Raw genomic sequence first — 11,980 nt, 5'->3', positions numbered from 1 at the left:
TTTAAAAAGTCCGGTCAAGATAACCTTCGCATGTCGTCGTTGCAATGCCAGTGCGGTACTCATGTAGGAAAGCTACACTCCGTGTCCTCCTGGCAAATGCGCCTAGACCTGCTCGGTTCTCTTAATCCTCCTTTTTAAACCTTTATTGATATGGATGTTTAAAAAGTCTGGTCGAGATAACCTTTTATTGATATGAAAAAGCAAACTAGGAGCATAGCTTCTAGTTTGTACTTATTTAATTATTGGGGGATGAAATATGAATGTTTTAGTAATCGGCCGCGGTGGGCGTGAGCACGCTTTAGCTTGGAAGTTTGCACAATCTGCAAAAGTGAAAAAGGTATATGTAGCACCAGGTAATGAAGGTATGCGAGATGTTGCAATACCAGTTGATATTGATGAAAATGATTTTGATGCATTAGTTTTATTTGCCAAAGAGAATAATGTGGAATTAACTTTCGTTGGACCAGAAATTCCACTTATGAATGGAATTGTTGATCGTTTTAAAGAAGAGGGACTTCGCGTATTTGGTCCGAATAAAGCGGCTGCTGTTATTGAAGGTAGTAAAGCTTTTACAAAAGAGCTTATGAAAAAGTATGATATTCCAACTGCGGCGTACGAAACTTTTACAGATTATGAAGAGGCAGTACAGTACATTCAAAAAGTTGGTGCACCAATTGTTATTAAAGCTGACGGATTAGCTGCTGGTAAAGGGGTAACGGTAGCAATGACGCTTGAAGAGGCATTACAAGCTGTGAAAGAAATGCTACAAGATGTGAAGTTCGGCGCGGCAAGTAAGAAGGTTGTTATTGAAGAGTTTTTAGATGGACAAGAATTTTCATTAATGGCATTTGTAAATGGAACAACTGTACATCCGATGGTAATCGCTCAGGACCATAAACGAGCTTTTGATGCTGATAAAGGCCCAAATACAGGCGGAATGGGTGCATATTCTCCAGTACCACAAATTCCAGAATCAGCAGTTCAAGAAGCGATTCAAACCGTATTACATCCAACTGCTCAAGCAATGATCCAAGAAAATCGATTGTTTACAGGGATTTTATATGCAGGGCTTATTTTAACAAATGACGGTCCAAAGGTAATTGAATTTAATGCACGCTTTGGTGATCCTGAAACAGAAGTTGTATTACCTCGCTTAGAAAATGATTTAGTTGATGTATGTAACGCTGTATTAGATGAAAGTGAGTTAGTGTTAGAGTGGTCAGAGGAAGCAGTAATTGGTGTTGTACTTGCTTCAAAAGGATATCCAGAAGTGTATAAAAAAGGTGAAATTATTACAGGATTAGATCGTTTAGAAGATGCTATTGTCTTTCATTCAGGTACAGCGATGAAGCATGGGGATTTTGTAACAAATGGTGGCCGTGTACTATTTATTGCTTATAAAGCGAAAGACTTACAAGAAGCGAAAGATAGAGTGTATAAAGAAATCGCAAAGATTGAAAGCGATGGCTTATTTTATCGTAGTGATATAGGATATCGTGCGATTGGGCATGAGATTACGCGAAGCTAACATATGTTAGCTTCTTTTTTATAGGAAATAGAGTATAGTACGTTGAATCTTTTCAAGAGATTATAAACTATTTGTATCTATATACACTTTTTCTCTACCTGCTTACATCTTATTTCTCCAATTAATAATAGCAGTATTGAGATAATTAACGTAAGAGCAGCGACAAGGAGTGGGAGGGAAAAACTTTGCATTTGCTCTGCAATAATACCTGTAAAGATTGGACCGATAATTTGGCCAATCCCATAAACACCTGTCGTATAACCAATGATTTTATTACTTTCATTCGGTCTTATTCGTTTTGCTTCTGTAGTTGTTAAAATTGTAATTCCGACGAATGTAGCACCTAGAAGGAATGCACTTAGAAATGCCCCAAAAAGGTTTGGAATAAGGAGTGGAGAAAGTACACTTATAATTTGTAACATATAGGCGGATGTAAGAGCTCGTGTTGGTCCGTACTTCCGAGCAACAGTGGACCAAATGTAACTAGATGGGATGACAGCAATACCGACAATAATCCAGCTACAAGATGCATAGAAGGGTGATAGTGTAATTCTTTCTACAATGGTGACAAGGAAGGTCCCTGTAATGATATAGCCAAACCCTTCGAATCCGTAAGCTAAAATAAGCCAAAATAAATAGTTTTTTCTATGAGATGTAGCTTGTATAGTACTTTTTGGTTGCTGTATAGTACGTCTACTGTCCTCTCTTAACCATTTCCATACAAGGATAGCTAAACTAAAACTAATAAGTCCTAACCCAATCCATGCACCTTGCCAATTCCAAATTGAGTTGAATAAAGGTGCGAAACTTCCAGAGAAAATAATGCCAATTCCAACACCGCTATAAATCATGCCACCTAGCATGACTTTATTACTTTGAAATAAATAATCTAAAACAATACTAGAGGCAAGAACAAATACAATTGCACTTGTGAAACCACCGATAAAGCGAAGGGGAAACCATAAAAAGATATAAGAGGTTAAGCCCATACAAAGAGTTGAAAGAACATTGAAGAATAAGCAGAGGTGTAATATTTTTTCACGATTTTTTATCGTAATGAATCCAATAAAGAATGCCCCAAGTAAATAACCAAGATAATTACTGGATGCTAAATATCCAGCGAGGTCATCTTCTATATGGGCTTGCTTTTCCATAAAAGAAATAATCGGTGTGTAGGCGAACCGACTAATACCCATGACAGCTATTAAAGAACATATCCCAGCTATAATCATTTTCCATGTTTTTGTCTCGTTCATATAATCTCCCTTCTTGAAATATCTTCTAATATATATGATAGAGGAATATATATGGGGCGTAAAATACTGATTTTTTATATGTAATATCAAAATTAATGATATGAACGAAGGGATATGAACGAATGAACTTACAAGATTTTGTAGCTTTTTATATGGTCGCGCAGGAGAAAAGTATTTCAAGAGCAGCTATTCGGTTGAATTTTGTTCAATCAAACATAACAGCAAAAATAAAACGGCTAGAAGCTGAATATGAAACACAATTATTTTATAGGCATCGAGATGGAGTTACATTAACACCAGCCGGAGAAAAGTTGTTAACATACGCTGAAAAAATGATTCAATTATTAAATGAATCAAAAAGGCAAGTGAAACATACAGCGGAGCCTGGAGGAGTATTGAAAATTGGAGCGATGGAAACAGCAGCAGCTGTTAGATTGCCCACGATTTTAGCTAATTATCATATGCGCTATCCAGAAGTGGAAATTATGTTGCAAACGCACAATACGGAAGAATTAACGAAGAAGGTACTTTTATATGAAATAGAGGGGGCATTTGTAGCTGATTGTATAGATGATCCAGCTTTAGAAAAGATAGAAGTATTCCAAGAGGAAATGATGTTACTTTCAAAGCGGAATGTTTTGTGGGATAACGGATGTTCGGAATCGCAGTCTTTTATCGTTTTTCAATCAGGTTGTTTTTATAGAAAAGTTTTAGAAGAATGGTTACTATCTGAAGGGATTGTTCCAAAAAAAATAATGGAATTAAATTCTTTAGACGGTATTATTGGATGCGTAAAAGCTGGACTTGGGGTGTCTATGTTACCACGTGAAGTAGCAGAGCAATTTGATAGCCATAAAGAACTTATTCATACACCGTTAGTACATGAAAACAGGTTTATTCCGACTTATTTTATTTATCGGAAAGATAGTGTGAGAACAGCAGCGTTAAGCAAGTTTATTGATGACTTGCTTTGTATAAAAACAGCCCGCTGAAAATTCAGTGGGCTGTTTGTTCATGCATCTTTATCTTTCTTCAATTTTCCTTTTTGCTTTGCCATTTCTCGAAGTAAATACTCGATGTGTGCATTGACGCTACGAAACTCATCATTCGCCCATTTTTCGATGACTGCGTGTAATTCAGGATCAATACGTAATGGAAAGCTTTTCTTTTTAGCCATAATTACTTATAGCCCTTAGTATAGGCTTCCTGTATTAATAACTGGTTGCGCACCTTTATCTGAAACGATGGCAACTAATAGGTTGTTTACCATATTCGCTTTACGCTCGTCATCTAATTCAAGTACGCCTTCCTCATCTAACATATGGATTGAATCCTTCGCCATCTTCACAGCACCTTCAACAATCTCTTTTCTAGCAGCTAATACCGCTTTTGCTTGTTGACGTTGTAGCATCGCATGGGCAATTTCTGTTGCATAAGCTAAATGTGTTAAACGAGTTTCTAATACTTCTACGCCAGCGATTTCAAGGCGCGCTTCTAACTCACGCTTTAATTCTTCAGAGATTTCTTCAGTATTCCCGCGTAACGTAATGCAAGTTTCATCTTGGAAATTGTCATAAGGATATTTTGTTGCGACGTGGCGGATTGCTGTTTCACTTTGAATTTCTACAAATCGATCGTAATGTTCAACACCGAACATTGCTTTTGCAGAATCAACTACTTTATATACAATAACAGCTGCAATTTCAATTGGATTTCCCTCAACATCGTTTACTTTTAATTTCTTACTATTAAAGTTTTCAACACGTAACGATACAGTTTGACGGAATGCGAATGGAATTGTTAAAAATAAACCGTTTTGACGAATTGTTCCTAAATAATTACCAAAGAACGTAATAACTTTCGCTTGATTCGGTTGAACAATACCGATACCTGTAGCGAGAATTGCCGCTAATATAATAGTTAGTGCTGCTCCTACGAAAATTTCTTGTGCAAGGAAAAATACACCGATAGCAGCTAAAATCAAAATTCCAATAATACCGAGAAAACCATTTACATAAAATACTTGTTTTTCTTTCATATGATCGCCTCCTGATATAAAAATGATATCACTTTTATATCATTTTAAGCAAGAGATATGCACCTAATTTTCTGAAATTTATTGATTGATATCTTTTATGTACATTTTAATTTTAAAAAGGGAATGTACGTTCTGTTTTTATGGTAAAATAAAGAAGACTTAACCGCCCACTGCAGCAGCTAAGTCTCTTTGAGAGCATCTTGCATCGTGACAAATGATTCAAAGCGGTTTTGCCAGGATTATTTCTTCAATCGCTGACTCAATCTCTTTGTCAGAAGCGTCATAACTTCCCTTTGACTTTGGCTTGTCATGAGCGGAAGTTTGATTCACTTCTTCTTTAGCATGTCCTTGTTCAGCAAAATTCATGCCAGGCATTTTAAATGCGCCCATATTCATGTATTTTCCAAATTTCCACGCTTCAACAATAGGGCAGAAGCGAACAATTCCCTCTGCAACTTTCATTGCACCAATCCATAGAAAAATGTTAGCCCAAGTGCACCACGGCTTGCGTACAAGTTTAGTTGCACTACATCCGAAGAGGACAAGCCCAAGTGTAATTCGAATTAGAGCGTTTATTGTCCCGATGTTTTGCTTCATTAGAAAAACACTCCTTTTTATGAAAATTGAAATAGTAAATACTACTTCTCTTATTAGTATCCCGTGTGATTTTTGGGATATGTAATCCAACATTTGACGTTGAAAAAGATGTTGGAATCGGCGTGTGTGTCAGTAGCTTTTTTTGTTATAATGAAAGAATGCATAAAAAGAAGGTGAAATTAAATCCTTCTTTTTGAAAAATATTTAATAGCTATTTAAAAAAAACAAGATAAAAACTAACTGTTATTTTAAACAGAACTATAGATATAACTAGAGAAAAGGAAGGGTGTTTTCATGTACGATATTTCCGGATGGAAACATGTATTTAAGCTTGATCCAAATAAGGAGTTAAGCGATGAATATTTAGAAATGATTTGTGAGTCTGGAACGGATGCTGTTATTGTAGGCGGAAGTGATGGAGTTACAATTGATAACGTATTACACATGCTAGTTAGCATTCGTAGATATGCAGTTCCTTGTGTATTAGAGGTTTCTGATGTAGAAGCAATTACACCAGGATTTGATTTTTATTACATCCCAAGTGTTTTAAATAGCCGAAAAGTAGAATGGGTAACAGGTGTTCATCATGAGGCATTGAAAGAATTTGGGGATATTATGGACTGGGACGAAATTTTTATGGAAGGGTATTGTGTTTTAAATCCCGAAGCGAAAGTAGCCCAGCTTACAGATGCAAAATGTGATTTAACAGAAGATGACGTTATTGCATATGCGCGTTTAGCGGACAAGTTATTACATTTACCGATATTTTATTTAGAATATAGCGGTACGTATGGAGATGTTGAACTTGTTAAAAATGTAAAAGCAGAATTGAAACAAGCCAAGTTATATTATGGCGGTGGTATTTCTAATGCAGAACAGGCGAAAGAAATGGCACAGTATGCTGATACAGTAGTCGTTGGAAATATTATTTATGATGATATAAAATCCGCATTAAAAACAGTTAAAGCAGTAAAAGGAGAGTAGGTGCAGGCGTATATGGGTATGACAGATAAGTTATTAAACGGTTTAAATCCACAGCAACAAAAAGCAGTACAAACAACGAATGGACCACTTCTACTAATGGCAGGTGCAGGTAGTGGTAAGACACGCGTGTTAACACACCGTATTGCGTATTTGCTTGGTGAAAAAGGTGTAGCACCATGGAATGTACTAGCTATTACCTTCACAAATAAAGCAGCTCGTGAAATGCGCGAGCGTATTGATAAACTTGTGGGACCAGAAGCAGAAGATATTTGGATTTCGACGTTCCACTCTATGTGTGTACGTATTTTACGACGCGATATCGATCGTATTGGTATTAATCGTAACTTTACAATCTTAGATTCAGGTGATCAGCTAACTGTAGTCAAAAAAATTATGAAAGAGCGCAATATTGATCCGAAGAAATTTGAGCCGCGCTCTATTTTAGCGGGTATTAGTAATGCGAAAAATGAACTGTTATCTGCGGATAAATATGCAAAAAAAATTACAATGGCTGATCCATATGAAAAATTAACGAGCGATGTATACACAGAGTATCAAAAACGTCTTTTGAAAAATAATTCATTAGACTTTGATGATTTAATTATGACGACGATTCAGCTATTTGAACGTGTTCCAGAAGTATTAGAGTTTTATCAGCGTAAGTTCCAATATATTCATGTTGATGAGTATCAAGATACGAACAAAGCGCAATATCTTCTTGTTAAACATTTGGCAGCACGTTTTAAAAATCTTTGCGTTGTAGGTGACTCTGACCAGTCTATTTATCGCTGGCGTGGTGCAGATATTTCTAACATTTTGTCATTTGAAAAAGACTATGAGAATGCACAGGTAATTTTGTTAGAACAAAACTATCGTTCATCACAAAATATTTTAAATGCAGCGAATGCTGTTATTGAAAAAAATACGAATCGTAAACCGAAGAAATTATGGACAGACAATCAAGTTGGAAGTAAAATCTCGTATTATCGTGCTGCAACTGAAAAGGACGAAGCATATTTTGTTGCGAAAAAAATTCGTGACGATCTTCAAATGGGGAAACGAAAATACACTGATTTTGCAGTGCTATATCGTACGAATGCTCAGTCTCGTATGGTCGAGGAGGTTTTCCTTAAATCTAACATTCCGTACAAAATTGTTGGGGGAACTAAGTTCTACGACCGTAAAGAGATTAAAGATATTTTGGCGTACTTACGTTTAATCGGTAATCCAGATGATGAAATTAGTTTTGCACGTATTATTAACATGCCAAAGCGTGGTATTGGTGCGACGTCTATCGATAAAATTATTAATTACGGTGTGCAAAACGGAATTTCATTAACTGCTGTATTTGATGAGATAGAGCATGTTGGAGTAAGTGCAAAAATTACAAAGGCAGTAAAAGAATTCGCAAGTTTATTACACAACTGGGTAAATATGCAAGAGTATTTATCTGTTACAGAATTAGTAGAAGAAGTTATTGAAAAAACAGGCTATCGCGATATGTTGAAAAATGAGCGTTCTTTAGAAGCGGAAGGTCGTTTAGAAAACTTAGACGAGTTCTTATCTGTTACGCAAACATTTGAATCTCAAAGTGAAGATAAGAGCCTTGTTGCATTCTTAACAGATTTAGCACTTGTTGCTGATATTGATCGTGTAGATGAAGACCCAACTGCTGGTGAAGAAGTTATTTTAATGACGATGCACTCAGCGAAAGGATTAGAGTTCCCGGTTGTCTTTATTGTTGGTTTAGAGGAAGGGATATTCCCTCATACTCGTTCTCTAATGGAAGAGGATGAAATGCAAGAAGAACGTCGTCTTGCTTATGTAGGTATTACTCGTGCAGAAGAAGAGCTATATTTATCTAATGCGCAAATGCGTACTTTATTTGGTAGAACAAGTATGAACGCTGCGTCTCGCTTCATTACAGAAATCCCGGCAGAACTAGTGGAATCATTAAATGAAACAGCGCCGAAGCGTGAAAATTCGTTTGGTGCAAAAGGCAGAACAGCAAGTAGTAGTAAAATGACAACGACAACCGCAACACGCTCTCGTTCAGCTTTCGCGCGTCCTGCAGCTAAGACGACAGGCGGTGAGCAAATTGGCTGGGCAGTAGGCGATAAAGCTTCCCACCAAAAATGGGGAATCGGTACAGTTGTAAGTGTAAAAGGTGAAGGTGATGCAAAAGAATTAGATATTGCGTTCCCAAGCCCGATTGGTGTTAAACGTTTGTTAGCAAAATTTGCACCTGTGACGAAACAATAGAAAGGAATGAGGATATGTCAAAAGAGATAGCAAAAAAACGTATAGAAGAACTGCGTGATTTGTTAAATACATTTAATTATCAATATCACGTATTAGACAATCCTTCTGTTTCTGATGCGGAATATGACCGTGATATGCAGGAGCTTATAAAATTAGAAGCAGAGAACCAAGAGTTTATGAGTGAAGATTCTCCCTCCGTTCGCGTTGGGGGAACTATTCTTGATATATTTGAAAAAGTAACACATAAGTCACCGATGTTAAGTTTAGGAAATGCATTTAACGAAGGTGATTTACGTGATTTCGACAGAAGAGTACGTCAAGGAATTGATGATGCGAATGTAAGATATATATGTGAATTAAAAATTGACGGGCTTGCCGTTTCGCTTCATTATGAAAAAGGACGCTTCATTCAAGGGGCGACACGTGGTGATGGTGTAACGGGTGAAGATATTACTCAAAATTTAAAAACGATTAAAGCTATCCCACTTCGTTTAAATGAAGAAGTAACGTTAGAAGCACGAGGCGAAGCTTATATGCCGAAGCGTTCATTCGTTAAACTAAATGAAGAAAAAGAGCAAAATGGAGAAGATGTATTTGCGAATCCGCGTAATGCAGCAGCAGGTTCAATACGTCAACTTGATCCAAAAATTGCAGCAAAGCGTAACTTATCTATGTTTGTGTATGGTCTTGCGAATGTAGAAGAAAAAACAATTCCATCGCACAGTGAATCGCTTGATTTCTTAGGTGAACTCGGATTTAAGACAAATCCAAATCGCCGTACATGTGAAACAATCGAAGAGGTTATAGCTTATGTAGAAGAATGGCAAGAAAAACGTCCGCATCTTGATTATGAGATTGATGGAATCGTTATAAAAGTAGATGATGTTGCTCTTCAAGAAAGTCTAGGAACTACAGCGAAGAGTCCAAGATGGGCGATTGCTTATAAATTCCCAGCTGAAGAAGTTGTAACGAGATTAACAGGCATTGAATTAAGTGTTGGCCGAACAGGGGTTGTAACACCGACTGCAGAGCTAGAGCCAGTGAGAGTTGCTGGTACGATTGTTCGCCGTGCTTCTCTACATAACGAAGATTTAATTCGTGAAAAAGACATTCGAATTGGTGACTACGTTGTTGTGAAGAAGGCTGGAGATATTATTCCTGAAGTTGTGAACGTTATTTTTGATAAGCGTACTGGTGAAGAAGAAGAATACCGCATGCCAACGCATTGTCCAGCATGTGAGAGTGAACTTGTTCGTTTAGAAGAAGAAGTAGCACTTCGATGTATAAATCCGACTTGTCCGGCTCAAATTCGAGAGGGATTAATCCATTTCGTTTCAAGAAATGCGATGAATATTGATGGACTTGGAGAACGTGTCATTACACAACTTTTTGATGCAGATTATATTCGTACATTTGCTGATTTATATGCATTGACGAAAGAGCAATTATTACAGTTAGAACGTTTTGGTGAAAAATCAGCAACAAACTTAATACAAGCAATTGAAAATTCTAAAGAAAACTCGCTAGAGCGATTATTATTTGGTCTTGGAATTCGCCACGTTGGAGCGAAAGCAGCACGTACATTTGCAGAGCACTTTGAAACGATGGATGAGCTTGTAAAAGCAACAGAAGAAGAACTAAAAGCAATTAATGAAATTGGCGAAAAAATGGCTCAATCTGTTGTGACATATTTTGATAATGAAGATGTATTAGAGTTATTACAGCAGTTTAAAGAGTATGGCGTGAATATGACATACAAAGGTATAAAAATTGCAGATTTACAAAATGTTGAATCTTACTTCGCAGGAAAAACGGTTGTTTTAACAGGTAAGCTAGAAGTTATGGGACGAAGTGAAGCGAAGAAGAAGATTGAGGCATTAGGTGGAAAAGTAACAGGAAGTGTTAGTAAGAGTACGGATTTGGTTGTTGCAGGTGAAGCAGCTGGTTCGAAATTAGCACAAGCGGAGAAACATAATGTTGAGGTTTGGAATGAAGAGAGGTTCTTACAAGAGCTAAATAAGTAAGAGGTGCAAACTTACCATGAAAAAAATAGCATTAGCGATATTAAGCCTGGGCCTACTTGTAAGTGGGTGTAGTGCAGGTGCCGACAAAGATGAAAAAGTGGCTGAGAAATCGGGGAAAGCAAAGGAACAATCAGTTGTTCCAAAATACGCTATTTCGGATGAATATTATAAGACGACTATTCCATTTGATGGTGGAAATGCACGTGGTTTAGTGGTACAAGGGCTAAATAGTCGTCTTGATATAGATGAATTTGAAACAGGATTAATGCGAATTGCAAAAGAATCATTTAATACGAAAGATAATTTTTTAAAAGGCGGAAGTGCTCTAGATACTCAAGTGATACAGATGCTTGTTAAAAGAAAACGTACAGATGCTGAACAAAAGGAACTAGAAGACAAATTAAAAAAAGATGCAGTTAAATTTCCTAATATAGGATTAAACCCTGCATTAGGAACGGGATCCGAATCACTAGAAGTGAAAAATAAAAAAAATCCAATATATATTTCAAATATTTTAGAGCATGATTATTATGTGAAAAAAGGCGATAATGGTGAGGAACGTGTTGGTATGGTAGTTGGATTAGCGATGAATTCTGTTCAATATTTTAACGAAGAGCATGGTTATCCACGTGAAGCTGCAATCCCGGATGAAAAGATGTTAGCTGAAGGGAAAAAAATGGCGCAAGAAATTTTGAAAGTCATACATCAAAAACAACCTGATACAAAAAATATTCCGATAACATTTGCGATTTATCGTCAAACTCCAAAGTCTTCGCTCGTGCCAGGTAATTTTGTTTCTTATGCAAATGTAGAAAAAGGTAGTGAAACGGTTGAAGATTGGAAACAAATTAATGAGAAATATTATTTGTTCCCATCAGAGCAAGCGAAAACAGATAATAAACGTGAAGATCTTGCAAGAGTATCCAACTTTAAGGCAAAACTAAGCGATTATTTCCAAGGTGACTATACAGCTGTTATTGGTACTGGTATGTATAGAGATGATGAATTAAGAGAAATGAAGCTTGATATTCCTGTCCAGTTTAATGGAAAAGCTGAAATAATTGGTTTTACACAATATGTGGCAGGGCTTGTTATGGAATACTTCCCGAATTATATGAAAGTACAAGTCACGATTAAATCTGTAGAACGCCCAGAAGCTATTATTATACGTGAAGCAAAACAAGATGAACCACTTGTGAAAATTTTAGATTAAATATGAAGGCTGTTCCTCTATGGAACAGCTTTTTTTCTTATGTAATTTTGTTATAATTTAAAATGTTGTAAATAATAG

Annotated in this window: 10 protein-coding genes; 6 read left to right on the top strand and 4 right to left on the bottom strand. The window is 36.6% G+C overall.

Annotated features, from left to right (window positions below; genetic code table 11):
* Positions 1 to 256 precede the first annotated feature (256 nt).
* Positions 257 to 1,528 carry a phosphoribosylamine--glycine ligase gene (gene purD, locus RT27_RS22050; RefSeq protein WP_029441467.1) on the top strand — a complete coding sequence of 424 codons (1,272 nt, stop codon included), beginning with the start codon at positions 257 to 259 and terminating at the stop codon, positions 1,526 to 1,528.
* A gap of 77 nt (positions 1,529 to 1,605) precedes the next feature.
* Here purD and RT27_RS22045 read toward each other — a convergent pair whose 3' ends face one another.
* A complete protein-coding gene (locus tag RT27_RS22045; RefSeq protein WP_029441468.1) occupies positions 1,606 to 2,784 on the bottom strand; it encodes a YbfB/YjiJ family MFS transporter in 1,179 nt (392 codons plus the stop codon).
* A gap of 122 nt (positions 2,785 to 2,906) precedes the next feature.
* Here RT27_RS22045 and RT27_RS22040 point away from each other — a divergent pair, with 122 nt between their 5' ends.
* Positions 2,907 to 3,776, top strand: a complete 870-nt coding sequence (locus RT27_RS22040; RefSeq protein WP_029441469.1) for a LysR family transcriptional regulator — start codon at positions 2,907 to 2,909, stop codon at positions 3,774 to 3,776.
* A 20-nt stretch (positions 3,777 to 3,796) separates the two neighbouring features.
* Here RT27_RS22040 and RT27_RS22035 read toward each other — a convergent pair whose 3' ends face one another.
* From RT27_RS22035 to RT27_RS22025, 3 genes are all read right to left on the bottom strand, one after another.
* Positions 3,797 to 3,961 (bottom strand): toxin-antitoxin system HicB family antitoxin, encoded by a 165-nt coding sequence (locus RT27_RS22035; protein ID WP_001085171.1) that lies wholly within the window; start codon positions 3,959 to 3,961, stop codon positions 3,797 to 3,799.
* Between the two features lie 15 nt (positions 3,962 to 3,976).
* Positions 3,977 to 4,822: an SPFH domain-containing protein gene (locus RT27_RS22030; RefSeq protein WP_000660675.1), complete on the bottom strand. Its 846-nt coding sequence runs from the start codon at positions 4,820 to 4,822 to the stop codon at positions 3,977 to 3,979.
* 219 nt (positions 4,823 to 5,041) lie between these two features.
* Positions 5,042 to 5,419 carry a DUF2892 domain-containing protein gene (locus tag RT27_RS22025; RefSeq protein ID WP_016083731.1) on the bottom strand — a complete coding sequence of 126 codons (378 nt, stop codon included), beginning with the start codon at positions 5,417 to 5,419 and terminating at the stop codon, positions 5,042 to 5,044.
* 294 nt (positions 5,420 to 5,713) lie between these two features.
* Between RT27_RS22025 and RT27_RS22020 the strand changes: the two genes are divergently transcribed.
* The 4 genes from RT27_RS22020 to RT27_RS22005 are packed head-to-tail and all read left to right on the top strand — an operon-like array spanning position 5,714 to position 11,902.
* The gene (locus tag RT27_RS22020; protein ID WP_000272109.1) at positions 5,714 to 6,403 is read left to right on the top strand and encodes a heptaprenylglyceryl phosphate synthase; all 690 of its coding nucleotides are present in this window, start codon (positions 5,714 to 5,716) and stop codon (positions 6,401 to 6,403) included.
* A gap of 12 nt (positions 6,404 to 6,415) precedes the next feature.
* Positions 6,416 to 8,665, top strand: coding sequence for a DNA helicase PcrA (pcrA, locus tag RT27_RS22015; RefSeq protein ID WP_043937510.1), 2,250 nt, complete (start codon positions 6,416 to 6,418; stop codon positions 8,663 to 8,665).
* Positions 8,666 to 8,679: 14 nt separating this feature from the next.
* A complete protein-coding gene (ligA, locus tag RT27_RS22010) occupies positions 8,680 to 10,689 on the top strand; it encodes an NAD-dependent DNA ligase LigA (protein ID WP_016083729.1) in 2,010 nt (669 codons plus the stop codon).
* Positions 10,690 to 10,705: 16 nt separating this feature from the next.
* Positions 10,706 to 11,902 carry a CamS family sex pheromone protein gene (locus tag RT27_RS22005; RefSeq protein WP_016083728.1) on the top strand — a complete coding sequence of 399 codons (1,197 nt, stop codon included), beginning with the start codon at positions 10,706 to 10,708 and terminating at the stop codon, positions 11,900 to 11,902.
* Positions 11,903 to 11,980: the final 78 nt, after the last annotated feature.

This window comes from Bacillus sp. L_1B0_5 (assembly GCF_000836715.1).
GTDB classification, from domain to species: Bacteria; Bacillota; Bacilli; order Bacillales; family Bacillaceae_G; genus Bacillus_A; species Bacillus_A thuringiensis_S.
This window is presented reverse-complemented; position numbering and strand designations above follow the sequence as displayed.

What these genes read in the sequence shown, in the direction of transcription:
- RT27_RS22020 (WP_000272109.1), top strand. Translation starts at nt 5,714, where the DNA reads ATGTACGATATTTCCGGATGGAAACATGTATTTAAGCTTGATCCAAAT.
- RT27_RS22025 (WP_016083731.1), bottom strand. Translation starts at nt 5,419, where the DNA reads ATGAAGCAAAACATCGGGACAATAAACGCTCTAATTCGAATTACACTT.
- RT27_RS22030 (WP_000660675.1), bottom strand. Translation starts at nt 4,822, where the DNA reads ATGAAAGAAAAACAAGTATTTTATGTAAATGGTTTTCTCGGTATTATT.
- RT27_RS22005 (WP_016083728.1), top strand. Translation starts at nt 10,706, where the DNA reads ATGAAAAAAATAGCATTAGCGATATTAAGCCTGGGCCTACTTGTAAGT.
- pcrA (WP_043937510.1), top strand. Translation starts at nt 6,416, where the DNA reads ATGGGTATGACAGATAAGTTATTAAACGGTTTAAATCCACAGCAACAA.
- ligA (WP_016083729.1), top strand. Translation starts at nt 8,680, where the DNA reads ATGTCAAAAGAGATAGCAAAAAAACGTATAGAAGAACTGCGTGATTTG.
- RT27_RS22035 (WP_001085171.1), bottom strand. Translation starts at nt 3,961, where the DNA reads ATGGCTAAAAAGAAAAGCTTTCCATTACGTATTGATCCTGAATTACAC.
- purD (WP_029441467.1), top strand. Translation starts at nt 257, where the DNA reads ATGAATGTTTTAGTAATCGGCCGCGGTGGGCGTGAGCACGCTTTAGCT.
- RT27_RS22045 (WP_029441468.1), bottom strand. Translation starts at nt 2,784, where the DNA reads ATGAACGAGACAAAAACATGGAAAATGATTATAGCTGGGATATGTTCT.
- RT27_RS22040 (WP_029441469.1), top strand. Translation starts at nt 2,907, where the DNA reads ATGAACTTACAAGATTTTGTAGCTTTTTATATGGTCGCGCAGGAGAAA.